Here is an 18,229-nt window from a genome sequence, read left to right as displayed (position 1 = left end):
AATTACAAAGAGTTACCTGTTGTTTTTTTGGACTACTTGATAAGGATTTCTACTTGTTTCTGGGGACGATAAGGACGACAATTAACGTTCTTCTGTGGTTATCCACTGGTTTTTTTACGTCCGGAAACTGACTGCAGAACACTCATTTTAAGCAATCGCTCAGTGCACTGGTAGCTGTAAAGCCAGGGGCGGTAGCGTGTCTTTTTTTGTATAAATTCATATTATCTTGAATTCAGAACATCCCTATCTCGATATATTCAATCTACGGAATAGCTAACGTGAAAATTCTTGTTACAGGCGGTGCCGGTTTTATCGGTTCAGCTGTAGTACGGCATATTATTAAAAATACCCAGGATGAAGTGGTCAATGTCGACAAATTGACCTATGCCGGTAACCTGGAATCGCTTGCTGAAGTGAGTGATAACGAGCGTTATGCGTTTGAGCAGGCAGACATCTGCGACAAAGCGTCAATGGAGCGCATTTTTGCGGCTCATAAGCCTGATGCGGTGATGCATCTTGCGGCGGAAAGCCATGTGGATCGTTCTATCACTGGCCCGGCGGCGTTTATCGAAACGAATATCGTTGGGACGTATGTCCTGCTGGAAGCCGCGCGTGCTTACTGGTCTGCGCTCAATGAAGATGCTAAGGCCGCATTCCGCTTCCACCACATTTCGACTGACGAAGTGTATGGCGATCTGCCACATCCTGACGAGCAACCGGCGTCAACCGAACTGCCACTGTTTACTGAAACAACAGCTTATGCGCCGAGCAGCCCGTATTCTGCTTCTAAGGCTTCGAGCGATCACCTGGTTCGCGCATGGCTGCGCACCTATGGTTTCCCGACCATTGTGACTAACTGTTCTAACAACTACGGTCCTTACCATTTTCCTGAAAAACTGATCCCGCTCGTGATCCTGAATGCCCTGGACGGTAAAGCGTTACCTATTTATGGTAAAGGCGACCAGATTCGTGACTGGCTGTATGTTGGAGATCATGCTCGTGCGCTGTATACCGTGGTCACGGAAGGCAAGCCTGGCGAAACGTACAATATCGGTGGTCATAACGAGAAGCAAAACCTTGATGTCGTTCATACCATCTGCGATTTACTGGACGAAATCGTGCCGAAAGAAGGGTCATATCGCGATCAGATTACCTATGTTGCTGACCGTCCAGGCCACGATCGCCGCTATGCCATTGATGCCCATAAAATAGCGGCTGAGCTGGGCTGGAAACCACAGGAAACCTTTGAGAGCGGAATCCGTAAAACCGTGGAGTGGTATCTCAGCAACCAGGATTGGGTGAACAACGTGAAAAGCGGCGCCTACAAAACCTGGATCGAGCAGAATTACGGGGAACGTCAGTAATGAATATTCTGCTTTTCGGCAAAACAGGGCAGGTGGGCTGGGAGCTGCAACGCGCTCTGGCCCCGCTGGGCAACGTTATTGCACTGGATGTTCATTCCAAAGATTTCTGCGGTGATTTTAGCAACCCAGAAGGTATCGCTCAAACGGTACGTCGGATTAAGCCAGATGTCATTGTGAATGCTGCAGCTCATACTGCGGTAGACAAAGCTGAATCAGAACAAGAATTTGCGCAGCTACTGAATGCAACTAGCGTTGAAGCGATCGCAAAAGCCGCGGCAGAAATTGGTGCCTGGGTGATTCACTACTCAACGGATTATGTGTTCCCTGGCGACGGTGAAACTCCGTGGCAGGAAACTGATGCGACCGCACCGCTAAACGTATACGGTCAGACAAAACTTGATGGTGAAAAAGCGTTGCAGGCTCATTGTGCTAAGCATCTGATTTTCCGTACCAGTTGGGTGTACGCCGGTAAAGGCAATAATTTTGCGAAAACAATGCTGCGTCTGGCAAAAGAGCGGACTGAATTATCGGTAATTAACGACCAAGTGGGGGCGCCAACAGGAGCTGAACTTCTGGCGGACTGTACCGCTCATGCTATTCGTACTGCACTGGTAAGGCCTGAGGTAGCAGGGCTATATCATCTGGTAGCGTCTAACACTACAACCTGGTATGAGTATGCTGCGTTAGTGTTTGCTCAGGCGCGTGAGGCGGGTATAGAGTTGGCAATCGAACAGCTGAACGCGGTTCCTACGTCGGCCTACCCGACGCCAGCAAAACGCCCTCAAAACTCGCGACTGAATACAGAAAAGTTCCAGCGTAACTTTGATCTGGTGTTGCCGTCCTGGGATATTGGCGTGAAACGGATGCTCGCTGAGCTATTTACTGCTCAATCTATTTAATAATTTTAAATGCCCTGATATGGGCATTTTGCGTTTATAGAGAAAAATGATGACTACGCGTAAAGGTATTATTCTGGCTGGTGGTTCTGGTACTCGTCTGTATCCGGTAACGATGGCCGTAAGCAAACAACTGCTGCCTATCTATGATAAGCCAATGATTTATTACCCGTTGTCCACACTGATGTTGGCTGGAATTAAAGACATCCTGATTATCAGTACTCCGCAGGACACCCCACGTTTCGAACAGTTACTCGGCGACGGTAGCCAGTGGGGTCTTAACCTGCAATATAAAGTACAGCCAAGCCCGGATGGTTTGGCACAGGCCTTTATTATCGGTGAAGAATTTATCGGCGGCGATAGCTGCGCACTGGTTCTGGGCGACAATATATTCTACGGTCACGATCTGCCAAAACAGCTTGAAGCGGCCCTGAGCAAAGATAACGGAGCTACAGTTTTCGCCTATCACGTGAACGATCCTGAGCGTTATGGCGTGGTTGAGTTTGATAAGAGCGGTACCGCAATTAGTCTGGAAGAAAAACCGCTGGAACCGAAGAGCAATTATGCCGTGACTGGGCTTTATTTCTATGACAACGATGTTGTAGAAATGGCGAAAAACCTAAAACCATCTGAGCGTGGCGAGTTGGAAATTACTGACATTAACCGTATCTACCTGGAGCAGGGGCGTTTATCTGTTGCCATGATGGGACGCGGCTATGCGTGGTTGGATACAGGTACACATCAGAGCTTAATTGAAGCCAGTAACTTCATCGCGACCATTGAAGAACGTCAGGGGCTTAAAGTCTCTTGCCCGGAAGAGATTGCTTATCGTAAAGGGTTTATCGATGCAGAACAGGTAAAAAAACTGGCAGAGCCATTGAAGAAAAATGCCTATGGTCAGTATCTGCTGAAAATGATTAAAGGTTATTAATTCACCCTCTTAAGCAGTTTAGTTAAAGAAATCAGAGATATTCATGAAAATAGAATTAATTCCACTGCAACAACACGGAGACGAACGTGGATTACTCGTCGCTTTAGAAGAGGAACGTAATATACCATTCCTTATCAAGCGTGTTTATTACATGTTTGATACTTTGCAGGGGATTAGGCGTGGATTCCATGCTCACAAAAAAACACGGCAACTAGCTATAGCGATAAAAGGTTCATGTTCATTCCTTTTTGATGATGGGGAAGAGAAAAAAGATATTATTTTAAATAACCCAGCTCAAGGACTCATGATTGAGCCGGGAATTTGGCATGAAATGTATGATTTTAGTGATGATTGTATTTTGATGGTTTTGGCTGACGATATATATAACGAATCTGATTATATTCGAAACTACCATGATTTTATTGATTATGTAGAGCGAAATTATTGGTAGGCCTGTTAACAAAGCAACAAATGAACAAAGCAATAAAGCACATTCCACTCCCGAAAACATTTGCTTTTGGGTATGTTGCTACAATTATCGAGTGAATTAGAAAAATGGAAAAAGTTGATTTTTTAGATCTCAAGAATATAAACCTGAAATATGAGCAGGAATTAAAAGATGCCTTCAATCGTGTCCTTAATTCTGGTTGGTATATCATGGGACAGGAATTGACGCATTTTGAAGAAATGTACGCCAAATACTGTGGGGTTAAGCATTGTGTCGGTGTGGCAAACGGCCTTGATGCCCTCATTTTGGTCATCCGCGCCTGGAAAGAAATGGGGAAATTGACTGAGGGTGATGAGATTATAGTACCTGCAAACACTTACATTGCCTCTGTACTTGCTGTCACTGAAAATGGGCTAATTCCTGTTTTTGTTGAACCGAATGCGGCTTCATTTAATTTAGACCCTGATAAAATCGAGCAGGCAATAACTAAGAAAACAAAAGCGATTCTGCCGGTTCATCTTTATGGACAAATTTGTGACATGCCGGCAATTAGAAAAATTGCTGTTAAACATAACTTGCTTGTACTTGAAGATTCCGCTCAATCACACGGTGCCAAAATTGACGGTATTATGTCTGGAGCTTGGGGTGATGCTTCTGGATTCAGTTTCTATCCAGGTAAAAATCTGGGGGCACTCGGGGATGCAGGTGCCATAACGACAAATGATTCAGAACTAGATAGCACTCTTCGCTCATTGAGAAACTACGGCTCACATAAAAAATATCATAACATTACATGTGGTGTTAATAGCCGACTTGACGAGTTACAGGCAGCACTTCTGAGTGTGAAATTGCGTCATTTGGATGACGACACTGAGATAAGAAGAAGCGTTGCGGAAAAATATCTTAAGGGAATTATAAATGACAAAATCACCCTGCCAAAGATAGTTTCTGCAGAAAATCACGTATGGCATCTATTTGTCATTAGATGCACTGAGCGTGATGCTTTGCAAAGTTATTTGGCGGAAAATGGGATTCAAACGTTAATACATTATCCGATTCCTCCTCATAAACAAGAAGCCTATAAACAATATAATCACCTGAGTTTACCTATTACTGAACAAATTCATGAGGATGTACTTTCGTTGCCGATAAGTCCTGTTATGACTTTAGAGCAGGTAGAGTTTGTTATCGCGGTGCTTAATAAATTCTAATATGAAAAAATTCCTTACAGTAACTATTTTCTCCGGTTTATTTACCCTTTTGAAAATGCTTTCTGGTTTTGTCATTGGCAAAGTCATTGCTATATATACTGGGCCATCCGGGATTGCCATGATTGGCCAACTCCAAAGTATTATCAGTATTATGAGCGGGGTTGTAACTGCTCCTGTAGGGAATGGTGTTGTTCGATATACTGCAGAGAATCATGAGAAAGGTTATTTTCAATGCACGCCATGGTGGCGTGCATCAATAAAATTGTCTCTCATTCTTTATATCGTTATTGCTTGTGTGTCGATAATTCTTTCTAATTATATATCTTTGTATTTTTTTTCGTCCACTGAGTATTCTTGGCTAATTATACTGGCTTGTTCCGCACTTCCACTTTCAATTGCTAACACTTTACTTGCATCAATACTCAATGGCCAGCAAAACTATCGCCAATACATTATCTCTGGGATGGTCTCAGTTGTAATATCAACAACGATTTTGATATTAATGACGGTTGCATATTCATTGAAAGGTGCATTAATTTCTGTTTCATTGAATACAGCAATTGCCGGTATCGTCCTTGTTATCTACTGTAGAAGGAAAGAGTGGTTTTCGCTCTCATCTTTCAGTGGTGTAGTAACTAAGGCTTATACTAAAGGAATATTAAATTATTCGTTTATGTCATTTGTGTCTGCGTTGTCTCTACCTATTGCACTATTAATTGCACGTAAGTTAATGATAGCCGAAACAGGATGGGAAAATGCTGGCCAGTGGCAAGCGGTCTGGAAAATATCTGAAGCGTATCTTGCAATAATGACCATTGCACTTAGCACATATTTTATGCCAAGATTGTCAGCTATAAATGAAAGTATGGAAATTAGAAAAGAAGTTAACAATTTGAGCCTGGTGATAGTTCCATTTACGGCAGTTATAGCATTTGGTATCTATATATTTAGAGATTTGAGTATTTCCCTGCTCTTTACAAAAGATTTTTATGAGGCAAGAAATCTATTTTTATATCAGTTGATAGGTGACGTCGTTAAAATTGCAAGCTTCGTATACGCCTACCCAATGTTAGCTCAGGGAAGAATAAAGACATTCATAACCTCAGAGATATTGTTTTCATTATCATTTATATTCCTAGTTCATGTATTCCTTAATATATGGGGCATTCAAGGCGCTAATATTGCATATATGATAAATTACAGTATATATTTTTGTTTTACTTTCATTTTCACAAACTTTATCAACCCAAAGATTAAATAGCGGTAAAATATTCGGATGAAAATTGCAATACCAGTGGTTGGATTTAGTCGTGCAGGTGGTGAGAGAGTATTATCACGAATAGCAACGGAATTGATCATTAGAGGTCACGATGTTTACTTCGTTGCGCCAGATAATGGTAGCGAACCTTACTATCCAACGTCTGCCACGATTTACCGGAGTTTTAAAGAAACGAAGTATAATAAAGTTGTCAATTATTTAATTACATATTATAAGATCTTTAAAAAATGTGCAGAATTAAAACCTGACCTTGTCTTGGCTAATTACAATCTGACTGCATATATTGCGTATTTCCTACCCAAAAAAATAATTAAAGTATATTATATTCAGGCGTACGAGACATTATTAAGCCAAAGTCGACTTAGAAAGTTGATTGCATATCTTACTTATAGTTTGCCGCTTAATAAAATCGTAAACAATGAGAATATTTTACCTGAAAAAATAAATGATTATATTGACGTCATACCTGCGGGCGTTGATACTCAAGTTTTTTCATCGCGCAATAAAATGAATTCAAGACATTCTATTGGTATAATTGGACGTAAAGAAAAACATAAAGGAACATCAGAGTTAATTGATGTACTTATTGATTGGATTCCTGGAAAAGATTGCATATTGAATATTGGAGTTTATCTTGACGAGAGAGATGCCCATCGGCTTGAGCAAGCAGGAGTAAGATATAATCACATCCCTATCAATAATGATTCGGCGTTGGCTGATTTCTACCGCAGCAATGATCTAATGATTGCTACTGGGCTCGTTGAGGATGGGGCATTTCATTACCCTTGTGCAGAAGCAATGGCGTGTGGTTGTCTGGTTATATCCAATTATGCACCGTTGGTTAACACTGACAGTGTTCTCAAGATAAAACAATTCAGCAAAGAACTTATTCGTGAAAAGCTTGATGTTTTTTATAATTTAGTACCTGCGCAAATCCAGCATGAAATCGAGGGTAACAATATTATCGATAAGATCTACTCATGGGATATTGTTGGCGATAAATTTGATAAAGTTTTAGTCGAAATAAAGAAAAAAAGCGATGGGAATAAATGAAAATTACAGCCACAAAAATACCAGACTTGTTAATAATTGAACCAAAAGTCTTTCGTGATGAGAGGGGCTTCTTTATGGAGAGTTTTAACCAAGCCAGTTTTAATGAATCGGTAGGAAAAGAGGTTTTATTTGTACAGGATAACCATTCAAAGTCTTCAAAAGGTGTATTGCGTGGGATGCACTATCAGCTAGAACCAGCAGCGCAAGGTAAGTTAGTCCGCTGTACTAGCGGAGCGGTTTTCGATGTTGCAGTCGACATACGACCACAGTCTAAAAACTATGGAGAATGGGTAGGACTCATTTTATCGGAAGAGAATAATCTGCAATTCTGGATCCCAGAAGGATTTGCCCACGGTTTTCTTGTATTAACGGAGACTGCCGAATTTATGTATAAAACTACAAACTATTATAATCCATTATTCGAGCGTGGTTTCGCGTGGAATGATTCCCATGTTGATATAGATTGGCCAGAAGTAGAAAATATTGTTTTGTCAGATAAAGATAAATTACAACCAGTCTTCGATAAAAAGTAGTCTATACAAAATTTGTTAATGAACGGTCGTCAACTTAAAAGGCTGCTCTATGCGTGTATTTGACGTTTGTGGTACCCTGTATGCCTCTAATACCACTTTTGATTTTATTATTGAATATCATAAATATCATCGTAATAGACTAAAGTTTTTTTGGACACGGATTTTATTATCTCTTCCATTTAAAATTTTAAATAGAATGAAATTCCTCTCGATTAGACGAAATATGATTTACTCTTTAAAAGGAGAGAGCAAGCATGAGTTGTTTTATTTCTCACAAATTTTTGTAGACAGATATCTGGGAAATAAACGAAAACAGGAAACAATGCAATTATTGCTTAATGACCCGTTAAATTCCGTCTTGATGTCTGCTTCTATAGATCCAGTAATAATAGCAATATCAAATCATCTCAATGTAAAAGCATACTCCTCAGTGCTTGAATATAATGATGAAGGAATGTGTACAGGAAAACTGGATGTTGATCTCAAAGGCATTAAATCTAATCAAATAACGGAAAGTAATTTGGAATTAGTGGCTACTGATAATATGAGTGATATTGACCTTATAAAAAACAGCACTCTTTCGTATATAATAACAAATAAAAACAATAAGGATGGCTGGTTAATATTATTGTCTAAGAATAATGTAGATTTAGGTAAGGTTATTTTTCTATGAAATTTTACTTCCCTTTATATTATCTTTTTATTTCACGAATTAAAACCAAGCATGAAAGAGTTAGTTGGCTGATAATTTTCCCGCTTTTTCTTTTGCTCACGGTTTGTTTATTTAACGGCAGTATATTATGTTTTTTTATTGCTTTCGTTATGACAATGTCATTGTATGAAATTGGTTATTTCGATAATGATTTTAGAACAGTTGCAAAAGAGAAAAATCCTACTATTCGCGCAGACGAAAATAGAGATTGGCTTAAGAAAAGACTGTTTTCTATTATTACCGTTAGAATAATTATTACAATAGTATTGTTTATTTTTCTTTTTAATAGAAGTGACAGTCATCAGCAAATCCTTTTATCGGTCTTGATCGCAATCTTAATAGCAGGTTTTTATTTTCACAATACTCTCCGTTCTCGTTGCAATGTGGTTACCTATTTTATAATTGTAACAGCTCGTTATCTCATTCCCGCTGTTGCAGCAACAGATAGTATCTATTATCAATCCATGATTCCTTTCATGATTTTTGTTTTTCCTCTATTGAGAACTGTTGAACATGCATGTAAGGATAAATATTCGTTCCCGGCGATTAAGAAAATTGTTCGGAATCCGGATGTTTTCCGTGTTAAATGGTATATAGCATTAACATTCATTTTGGTCATTGTATACTTTTTATCCGCTAATAGCATCATACTCAATTTTGTTGCACTCAGTACTTATTTTCTTATATATCGCGCTGCCACTTTATATGTTTCGAAATCTACAAGAATTTTAAGAACCAAACATCAATCATATAATTGGGATAAAGATGAAAAATAAAAAAGCAGCCATAGTTATACTTTTCAATCCTATATTAAAACAAATTTCGGCATTGGTTACTACACTAAAGAAACAGTGTGATTTTGTTATTCTTGTTGATAATACTCCTACAAGCGTCCAAAGATCTATAGACATTAATACGTTCTCTGATAATGTTTTTTATGATAATTTAAATGAAAATATGGGCATTGCATATGCTCAGAATCACGGATTTTTTAAAGCAATTGAACTTGGGTGTGATATATTCTTTACGTTTGACCAAGATTCATCAATTGAGGATGATTATATATCGAAAATGTACAATGAATATCAGGAAGCAAATAAAAGCATTAAAAAAATTGCTGCATTAGGTCCTCTGATTATAAACGAACGTAATAACAAAAAATATGATCGAGAAATAAATCTAGGAAAGGAAATTATTAATGGAGTTTATCAAGTTGAAAGCATCATTTCTTCTGGCGCATTGATACCATTAAATGCGCTAAAATATATCGGGTTAAATAAATCTGAATGGTTTATCGATTTAGTCGATATTGAATGGTGCTACAGAGCTCGCCATCTTGGATGGAATGTACTTTCCACAATAAATGTTGACTTGCAACATCATCTCGGGCAAACAGATGTCAACGTGATGGGAAAGGTCAGTTTTGCAAAATGCAGTCCTTTCAGATTATATTACGTATATAGAAACTGGCTATTGTCAAATAGAGAAATTGCGTTCCCGTTAAAATACAAAATAAAAAAAATGTTCGTAATGCCTTGTAAGTTCATAATATACACATTTAGTGACAATGGCTTTATTAGACTTAAATTTATGCTCAAAGGGATTGTTGATGGACTTAAGGGTGTTACGGGTCCATATCGTTAATACTCATTATATATATGACAAATTTAATTTATGAGAGAAGAAATTGGCTATAAAATATTTTAAACTTTATTTGTTATTTGTTTTTATTACGGCCATTTCTTTTTTCTTTGGTCTTAGATTGTTAGGTCAGGATAGTGATTTCTTATCTTACTCAACATTTTATGATAGTATATCAAATGATTTCTCATTTTCTGATACACGATTTGAATATGGCTTCGTGTTATTGAATTTATTATTCAAAAATGTATTCAATGCTGATATTCACGTAATGCTTGTTGCGCTGGCATTTGTATCGTTGGCTATCAAGGAATTTCTGTTTATTAAAGGGAATAATGCATTAATTATTACCATTTTTTATCTTTTGGGAATGGGATTGCTGCACGAAATGACACAGATACGAGTTGCAATCGCAATAAGTTTTGTATTACTTAGTTTTTACTATAAGTCTATAAACCGGCTCTATATTTCATTTGCTATTTTTTTATGTTCCATAATGTTCCATTATTCAATGGCATTTTTTGTAATGGGATTTATAATACCGAATTCATGGTTCCTCATGAATAAACTAAAAATCCCTATGATATTTATTTATGCAATTATTGCAGCCATTACTTTGTATGTTATACAGGGTATCTTGGTTTCAAATATAAGTATAATCAGTTTATACGCTAGTCGTGCAGATAATGAGAGTTTTAACTTCGCTTCTGTAAGATTTATAGGGTTAGCTTTCCCATTATTGATAGGAGTCTTCTCATTCAATGAATTGAGTGTATTCCAAAAAAGATGCTTCATAATCTCTTTAGCTGCTTACGCTGTATCTATTCCTGCATCCTTGATTCCAACAGTAGCTAGTAGGATATTTGAGTTAGGTTGGGTGTGCTTTTATTTTTGGGTTCCAGGTATCTCTTCAAAGAAAAGAAAGTATACAGCCTTGTTTTTCCTTGCACTAGTTAGCTTATATTTTGCAATTAGAAACGTTTATCTTGAACCAATATTTGGAATGCAATAACTGCATTGGTTAAAAATTTTGGAAATGCAAGATAAACTCCAGTCAATATTGAAATGTAATGAAGTGTATTATTTGAGCTAAAGAATAATGATGATGTTCATTAGACAAAGAAAGTAAAAGAATCAAGCATGATAACCAAACAATGAATACAAATTTATTGCGCAATGAATGTTAAATAGACTGACTTAGTATAAATGTTAATTTTATATGTAATTTTGAGATGAAGAGTATTATTTAATGAATAACGATAGTCATCGAATATTGTTGTATTTTGTTAATGTTGATTGGTTTTTTATTTCTCACCGTTTGCCAATAGCTCTTAAAGCGCTTGAGAAGGGGTATCGGGTGGTGATTGCTTGCCATTTTACAGCCCATCAAAAACAGCTTGAATCAATGGGGTTCTTAACCTACGAAATTCCATTTAGTAGAAGCGGGATTGGCATAGTTTCAGAGTTAAGGACTCTACTAAAGGTTAGAAAGGCAATTAAGCTATTTAAGCCAACAATCATTCATGCAGTGACCATAAAACCTGTCATTTATTCTGGCTTGATGCGTAGAACTGTACTTAAAAAAATCGCTATGGTTTCAGCCATCTCTGGTTTAGGCTATGTATTTACCTCTAAAACTCTACGTGCACGATTAATAAAATTGGCAGTTTCGATTTTGTACAAAATTGCACTTTCAGGTAACAGTAGAATTGTTATTTTCCAGAATACTTCGGATGAAAAAATACTAACCAACATTGTTGGTTTGAGAAATAATGATAAAGTTTTAATTAAAGGCTCCGGTGCCGATCTTAATATATATAATTACCGACCTGAACCAATAAGTCCTATAGTCAAAGTCGCAATGGCATGTCGACTTTTGAAAGATAAAGGTGTTTATCAATTTATTGAAGCAGCAAGAATTGTCAAAAGCAACCATTCTAATGTTGAGTTTATTTTAATTGGTACTCCCGATGTCGACAATCCCAACTCGGTGTTAAGTAAAGAAATAGATATGTGGATTGCCGAGGGAGTGATAAAATATTTAGGCCATAGAACTGACATTGCTGATCTTTTTTCGGATTCAAATATAGTCTGCCTCCCTTCTTATTACGGCGAAGGTGTCCCAAAAGTACTCATCGAAGCGGCTGCATGCGGGCGAGCCATCATCACTACCATTAATCCAGGTTGCCGTGATGCGGTTATCGATGGCCAAACTGGGATATGTATACCGATCAAGAATTCTGAAGCTCTAGCAGAGGCGGTGATATTCTTAGTTGAACAGCCGGATCTTAGGCATAGAATGGGACTAGCAGGTAGACAATTTGCAGAACAGGAATTTGATGTTTCCTCTGTAGTGAATAAACACCTAAACTTGTATGATAGTTTGAGTTAATATTATCTTACTTTTTGTAAAAAATAGAAGTTTTTAACTTTCTGTTTAATATAACCTTTTAATTTCAGGTATAAACTTTTACTACTGTAGTGAAAACTCAATTTTCACTATCTTCTGCATCATAAGCTGAGTTAACATTCCAATATATTCAAGCCGCGCATGAGTCGCGGTGACCACACCTGACAGGAGTATATAATGTCCAAACAACAGATCGGCGTTGTCGGTATGGCAGTGATGGGGCGCAATCTGGCGCTCAACATCGAAAGCCGTGGTTATACCGTCTCCGTTTTCAACCGTTCCCGTGAAAAAACCGAAGAAGTGATTGCCGAGAACCCGGGCAAGAAGCTGGTTCCTTTCTATACGGTTCAGGAGTTTGTTGAATCTCTGGAAACGCCACGTCGTATCCTGTTAATGGTGAAAGCAGGCGCTGGCACTGATGCTGCTATCGATTCCCTGAAGCCGTATCTTGATAAAGGTGACATCATCATTGATGGTGGCAATACCTTCTATCATGACACTATCCGCCGTAACCGCGAATTGTCTGCTGAAGGCTTCAACTTCATCGGTACCGGTGTTTCCGGTGGTGAAGAGGGCGCCCTGAAAGGCCCGTCAATTATGCCAGGCGGTCAGAAAGAAGCGTATGAGCTGGTTGCGCCGATCCTGACTAAGATCGCGGCAGTTGCTGAAGATGGCGAACCGTGCGTCACCTATATCGGTGCGGATGGTGCAGGTCATTACGTGAAAATGGTTCACAACGGTATCGAATACGGCGACATGCAGCTGATTGCTGAAGCGTATTCTTTACTGAAAGGTGGTCTGAACCTGTCCAACGAAGAGCTGGCGCAGACCTTTACCGAGTGGAACACTGGCGAGCTGAACAGCTACCTGATCGACATCACCAAAGACATCTTCACCAAGAAAGACGAAGAGGGTAAATACCTGGTTGATGTGATTCTGGATGAGGCGGCAAATAAAGGTACCGGTAAATGGACCAGCCAGAGCTCCCTGGATCTCGGTGAGCCGCTGTCTCTGATCACGGAATCCGTGTTCGCGCGCTACATCTCCTCTCTGAAAGAGCAGCGTGTTGCGGCCTCTAAAGTGCTGTCTGGCCCGCAGGCGAAACCTGCCGGTGACAAAGCCGAGTTTATCGAGAAAGTTCGCCGCGCACTGTACCTGGGTAAAATCGTCTCTTACGCACAGGGCTTCTCTCAGCTGCGCGCTGCGTCTGATGAAAACAACTGGGATCTGAATTACGGTGAGATCGCGAAAATCTTCCGTGCTGGCTGCATCATCCGTGCACAGTTCCTGCAGAAAATCACCGATGCATACGCTGAAAATGCAGGTATCGCTAACCTTCTGCTGGCACCTTACTTCAAGAAAATCGCTGACGAATACCAGCAGGCGCTGCGCGATGTTGTCGCTTATGCTGTCCAGAATGGTATTCCGGTACCAACCTTCTCTGCAGCAGTGGCGTACTACGACAGCTACCGTGCAGAAGTATTGCCTGCGAACCTGATTCAGGCGCAGCGTGACTACTTTGGCGCGCACACTTACAAGCGTACCGATAAAGAAGGTGTGTTCCACACCGAATGGCTGGATTAATCTGATTTAACTCAGTTCCATAGCAAGGCCCGGTCATTGTTACCGGGTTTTTTTTATTGCTCTCCTCCCCGTGTCCTCTTGCTTTGCACAACACCACCTGCCTGGCGAAGAATAAATGACGGTTTTATCCCGCTCACGCAACAAGGACTTTGCCTTGACAGTGCATAAACATAAGAGGTAAAAACCTCCACAGTTGTTTACTGCGGTGGCGCTGCTAGGGCCTCCTGACACTCATACTTGAAGAAGTAGAACGAATGAAAATTACAATCTCCGGAACGGGCTATGTCGGTCTCTCAAACGGTATTCTGATTGCGCAGAACCATGAAGTGGTCGCGCTGGATATCGTGCAGGCCAAAGTGGACATGTTGAACCAGAAGATCTCTCCGATAGCTGATAAAGAGATCGAAGAATACTTGGCTAACAAGTCGCTCAACTTCCGTGCAACGACCGACAAAGAAGACGCTTATCGTGGTGCAGATTATGTGATTATCGCCACCCCAACGGATTACGATCCAAAAACGAACTACTTCAACACCTCCAGCGTCGAGGCCGTCATCAAAGATGTTGTTGCTCTCAACCCAAGTGCGGTGATGATCATCAAATCAACCATTCCGGTCGGGTTTACCCAGTCCATTAAAGAGAAACTGGGTATTGATAACGTGATCTTCTCCCCAGAATTCCTCCGCGAAGGTAAGGCGCTTTACGACAACTTGTATCCATCGCGTATTGTTATTGGTGAGCGTTCCGAACGTGCGGAGCGCTTTGCTGCGCTGTTGCAGGAGGGGGCGATCAAGAAAGATATCGATGTGCTGTTCACTGATACGACTGAAGCTGAGGCAATCAAGCTCTTCGCCAATACCTATCTGGCGATGCGTGTCGCCTTCTTCAACGAGCTGGACAGCTATGCGGAAAGCCTGGGATTGAACACCAAACAGATCATCGAAGGTGTTTGTCTGGATCCGCGTATTGGCAATCACTATAACAATCCGTCCTTCGGTTATGGTGGCTATTGCTTGCCTAAAGATACCAAACAGCTGCTGGCTAACTATCAGGCGGTGCCAAACAACCTGATTTCAGCGATTGTTGAAGCGAACCGTACGCGCAAAGACTTTATCTCTGACTCGATTTTGGCTCGTCAGCCAAAAGTCGTCGGCGTGTATCGTCTCATCATGAAGAGTGGGTCGGATAACTTCCGTGCTTCATCGATCCAGGGGATTATGAAGCGCATTAAAGCGAAGGGTGTTCAGGTTGTTATTTATGAACCGGCGATGAATGAGGACGAGTTCTTCCATTCGCGAGTGGTTCGCGACCTGGATGCGTTTAAGAAAGAAGCGGATGTGATTATTTCGAATCGCATGGCGGAAGAGCTGGCGGATGTGGCGGACAAAGTTTACACCCGCGATCTGTTTGGTAGTGATTAAGTCATATAATTTTTTGATAAAATAATGTTGGTGGCCAGTTATCTAACTGGCCACGTCTTAGCTTAGACGTTTGGCCGCTATAAGAACTAAATTCTTTTAAACATATTACTTTATCTTTCATCGGCTGAGGTTTTTAATGTCAAGTTATACTTTAAGATTTGTAACATTTGATGAAATATATTTAGCTAAATCATGGGGCTGGCTTAATGATGTTGAAATAAAAAAGCTTACAAATACCCCTGACTTTACACAGACGCAACAAAGAGCATTTTTTGATTCGTTACCAAGAGATGATTATAAAGTTTGGGGGATGGAGTGCAACGATTTCCCTATAGGTGTGGTGGGACTCAAGAAAATAACCTCATCGAGTGCTGAGTATTTTGGCTATATTGGCGAAAAAAATTATTGGGGAAAAGGACTCTTTACTTCCATTCTTGATTTTATAAGGCTCGAAGCGAAACGCTTAGATATTAATCTAATTTATTTAAATGTTTGTTCTGATAACCAACGAGCAATACGTGCTTATCAGAGAGAAGGATTTATTGTCTCGACACAAAGAGATGATTTAATAGAAATGACGATGAGGGTAGCGTAAGTGTTTGTTAAAAAATATCAAAGCGAAGATAGTATTATCTGGAACGAGTTTGTGTCTTTAGCTAAAAATAGTCATTTTTTCTTCCTAAGAAAATATATGGACTATCACTCTTCCCGATTTATTGATCATTCATTGATGATTTATGATGACAAAGATTCACTTATTGCGCTTTTGCCTGCAAATATCTCTGAAGATCAGTTGATTTCTCATCAAGGATTAACATTTGGCGGCTTATTAATCAAAGCATCTGCAAAGCAGAACGAGATATTATCTGTATTTGAAACTTTGCAAGAATATTTGTCTGTCAATAAGTTAACATCACTGATATATAAGCGGATACCATATATTTATCATGATATGCCTTGTGACGAAGATTTATATGCGCTATTTCGAATCGGTGCTAAATTGATTCGCAGAGATGTTAGCTCAACAATAAAATTAGAAAAACAGATAAAGTATTCTAAAGGGCGAAAATGGATTGTTAAAAAAGCATCTGAATCAGGCATGGTTTATCAAGAAAGCTCGGATATCAATAGCTTCTGGAGTAATTTAACGACAGTATTGCAGCGAGTTCATGGTGTAAACCCGGTGCATACTGTCGACGAAATTAAATATCTTCATGAAACATTCCCTAAGAATATAAAATTCTATACCGCTTCTTTAAACAATGAAGAAGTATCTGGGGCCGTCATTTTTGAAGTTGGGAATACTGTTCACACCCAGTATCTGTTTAACTCAGAACAGGGGCGACAGGTCGGTGCGCTTGACGGGCTCATTGATTATCTTGTGAAAAATACTTACGCAGATCGAGCTTATTTTGATTTTGGAATTTCCAATGAGGAGCAGGGTAGAGTGTTAAATGAGGGATTGATCTCGCAAAAAGAGGGTTTTGGAGCAAGAGCAGTTGTTCATGATTTCTATGAAATCTACCCACGGTGTGAGTGATATATCAGCTCCTCATGAGCTTATATTTTATATTGGATTAAACACTCGAATAAAACCGCCTTCGGGCGGTTTTATTATTTTTAAATCTAATCTTTTTAACTAAAAGAAGTTGGCATCCCTGAGGATGCCAACTGACCGAAATAAAACTCAGGCCTTATAAAAATCGCGATACCAGTCCACGAAGTTCTTCACGCCTTCTTTTACAGAAGTCTGAGGTTTGAAACCAATCACCTCATACAGCGCTTTGGTATCCGCGCTGGTTTCCAGTACGTCGCCCGGCTGAATCGGCATCATATTCTTGTCAGCTTCGATGCCCAACGCCTCTTCCAGCGCCGTGATGTAATCCATCAGTTCAACCGGCGAGCTGTTACCGATGTTATAGACGCGATACGGAGCAGAACTGGTTGCTGGTGTCCCTGTTTCCACCGTCCAGTTGGCATCGGCCTGCGGAATTACATCCTGCAGACGGATAATGGCTTCTGCGATGTCGTCAATGTAGGTGAAATCACGCTTCATCTTGCCGTAGTTGTACACATCAATACTTTTGCCTTCGAGCATCGCTTTCGTGAACTTGAACAGCGCCATATCCGGGCGACCCCACGGGCCATACACCGTAAAGAAACGCAGACCCGTCGTTGGCAAATTATAAAGATGCGAATAGGTATGCGACATCAGTTCGTTAGCTTTCTTGGTCGCTGCGTAGAGGGACACTGGGTGATCGACTGAATCATCGGTCGAGAAGGGCATTTTGCGATTCAGGCCGTAAACCGAACTGGAAGACGCATACAGCAGATGCTGAACCTTGTTGTGGCGGCAACCTTCCAGTACGTTCAGATGGCCGATAAGGTTGGCATCCGCGTAGGCATGCGGGTTTTCCAGCGAGTAACGTACACCGGCCTGGGCCGCCAGATGAATCACACGATCAAATTTCTCGTTGGCAAACAACGCTGCCATCCCTTCACGATCGGCGAGATCGAGCTTGTGGAAGCTGAAATTGTCTGAGGTCAGGAGATCCAGTCGCGCTTGCTTCAGATTCACATCGTAATAGTCGTTGAGATTGTCAATCCCGACAACCTGATGCCCTGCGTCCAAAAGACGCTTGCTGACGTTTGAGCCAATAAAACCTGCTGCACCGGTGACCAGAAATTTCATATCCATCCTCTTTAGATTCAAAGTCGCTAACTGCATAGCGTAATACAATGGCGC

The 18,229-nt window shown here is 40.3% G+C and carries 18 protein-coding genes; 17 read left to right on the top strand and 1 reads right to left on the bottom strand.

What is annotated here, in order from left to right:
* The first annotated feature begins 278 nt into the window (after nucleotides 1–278).
* From rfbB to JBO43_RS22920, 17 genes are all read left to right on the top strand, one after another.
* A complete protein-coding gene (gene rfbB, locus JBO43_RS04370) occupies nucleotides 279–1,364 on the top strand; it encodes a dTDP-glucose 4,6-dehydratase (RefSeq protein WP_202673784.1) in 1,086 nt (361 codons plus the stop codon).
* Nucleotides 1,364–2,263 (top strand): dTDP-4-dehydrorhamnose reductase, encoded by a 900-nt coding sequence (gene rfbD, locus JBO43_RS04365; RefSeq protein ID WP_174348397.1) that lies wholly within the window; start codon nucleotides 1,364–1,366, stop codon nucleotides 2,261–2,263. Before rfbB ends, rfbD begins: the two co-directional genes overlap by 1 nt.
* A gap of 49 nt (nucleotides 2,264–2,312) precedes the next feature.
* A complete protein-coding gene (gene rfbA, locus JBO43_RS04360; protein WP_202673955.1) occupies nucleotides 2,313–3,191 on the top strand; it encodes a glucose-1-phosphate thymidylyltransferase RfbA in 879 nt (292 codons plus the stop codon).
* A gap of 43 nt (nucleotides 3,192–3,234) precedes the next feature.
* Nucleotides 3,235–3,642 carry a sugar 3,4-ketoisomerase gene (locus JBO43_RS04355; RefSeq protein WP_103949790.1) on the top strand — a complete coding sequence of 136 codons (408 nt, stop codon included), beginning with the start codon at nucleotides 3,235–3,237 and terminating at the stop codon, nucleotides 3,640–3,642.
* 104 nt (nucleotides 3,643–3,746) lie between these two features.
* A complete protein-coding gene (locus JBO43_RS04350) occupies nucleotides 3,747–4,850 on the top strand; it encodes a DegT/DnrJ/EryC1/StrS family aminotransferase (protein ID WP_103949789.1) in 1,104 nt (367 codons plus the stop codon).
* Nucleotide 4,851: 1 nt separating this feature from the next.
* Nucleotides 4,852–6,111, top strand: a complete 1,260-nt coding sequence (locus tag JBO43_RS04345) for an O-antigen translocase (protein WP_202673783.1) — start codon at nucleotides 4,852–4,854, stop codon at nucleotides 6,109–6,111.
* A gap of 15 nt (nucleotides 6,112–6,126) precedes the next feature.
* The gene (locus tag JBO43_RS04340; RefSeq protein WP_103949787.1) at nucleotides 6,127–7,182 is read left to right on the top strand and encodes a glycosyltransferase family 4 protein; all 1,056 of its coding nucleotides are present in this window, start codon (nucleotides 6,127–6,129) and stop codon (nucleotides 7,180–7,182) included.
* A complete protein-coding gene (rfbC, locus tag JBO43_RS04335) occupies nucleotides 7,179–7,715 on the top strand; it encodes a dTDP-4-dehydrorhamnose 3,5-epimerase (RefSeq protein WP_103949786.1) in 537 nt (178 codons plus the stop codon). The genes JBO43_RS04340 and rfbC overlap by 4 nt, the downstream gene beginning before the upstream one ends.
* A gap of 49 nt (nucleotides 7,716–7,764) precedes the next feature.
* Nucleotides 7,765–8,388, top strand: coding sequence for a haloacid dehalogenase-like hydrolase (locus tag JBO43_RS04330; protein ID WP_202673782.1), 624 nt, complete (start codon nucleotides 7,765–7,767; stop codon nucleotides 8,386–8,388).
* A complete protein-coding gene (locus JBO43_RS04325) occupies nucleotides 8,385–9,203 on the top strand; it encodes a hypothetical protein (RefSeq protein ID WP_202673781.1) in 819 nt (272 codons plus the stop codon). The genes JBO43_RS04330 and JBO43_RS04325 overlap by 4 nt, the downstream gene beginning before the upstream one ends.
* Nucleotides 9,193–10,071, top strand: coding sequence for a glycosyltransferase family 2 protein (locus JBO43_RS04320; protein ID WP_202673780.1), 879 nt, complete (start codon nucleotides 9,193–9,195; stop codon nucleotides 10,069–10,071). Before JBO43_RS04325 ends, JBO43_RS04320 begins: the two co-directional genes overlap by 11 nt.
* A 43-nt stretch (nucleotides 10,072–10,114) precedes the next feature.
* On the top strand, nucleotides 10,115–11,080 hold the full coding sequence (locus tag JBO43_RS04315) for an EpsG family protein (protein WP_202673779.1): 966 nt from the start codon (nucleotides 10,115–10,117) through the stop codon (nucleotides 11,078–11,080).
* 237 nt (nucleotides 11,081–11,317) lie between these two features.
* Nucleotides 11,318–12,460 (top strand): glycosyltransferase family 4 protein, encoded by a 1,143-nt coding sequence (locus tag JBO43_RS04310; protein ID WP_103949781.1) that lies wholly within the window; start codon nucleotides 11,318–11,320, stop codon nucleotides 12,458–12,460.
* Nucleotides 12,461–12,655: 195 nt separating this feature from the next.
* On the top strand, nucleotides 12,656–14,062 hold the full coding sequence (gene gndA / locus JBO43_RS04305) for an NADP-dependent phosphogluconate dehydrogenase (RefSeq protein ID WP_095282567.1): 1,407 nt from the start codon (nucleotides 12,656–12,658) through the stop codon (nucleotides 14,060–14,062).
* Nucleotides 14,063–14,316: 254 nt separating this feature from the next.
* The gene (gene ugd, locus JBO43_RS04300) at nucleotides 14,317–15,483 is read left to right on the top strand and encodes a UDP-glucose 6-dehydrogenase (RefSeq protein WP_103946164.1); all 1,167 of its coding nucleotides are present in this window, start codon (nucleotides 14,317–14,319) and stop codon (nucleotides 15,481–15,483) included.
* Between the two features lie 136 nt (nucleotides 15,484–15,619).
* On the top strand, nucleotides 15,620–16,078 hold the full coding sequence (locus tag JBO43_RS04295; protein ID WP_202673778.1) for a GNAT family N-acetyltransferase: 459 nt from the start codon (nucleotides 15,620–15,622) through the stop codon (nucleotides 16,076–16,078).
* Nucleotides 16,079–17,023 (top strand): GNAT family N-acetyltransferase, encoded by a 945-nt coding sequence (locus JBO43_RS22920; protein WP_237729921.1) that lies wholly within the window; start codon nucleotides 16,079–16,081, stop codon nucleotides 17,021–17,023.
* 147 nt (nucleotides 17,024–17,170) lie between these two features.
* Here JBO43_RS22920 and JBO43_RS04285 read toward each other — a convergent pair whose 3' ends face one another.
* A complete protein-coding gene (locus tag JBO43_RS04285) occupies nucleotides 17,171–18,175 on the bottom strand; it encodes an NAD-dependent epimerase (protein WP_202673777.1) in 1,005 nt (334 codons plus the stop codon).
* Nucleotides 18,176–18,229: the final 54 nt, after the last annotated feature.

The organism is Lelliottia jeotgali, from assembly GCF_016771845.1.
Classification (GTDB): Bacteria; Pseudomonadota; Gammaproteobacteria; order Enterobacterales; family Enterobacteriaceae; genus Enterobacter; species Enterobacter jeotgali.
This window is presented reverse-complemented; position numbering and strand designations above follow the sequence as displayed.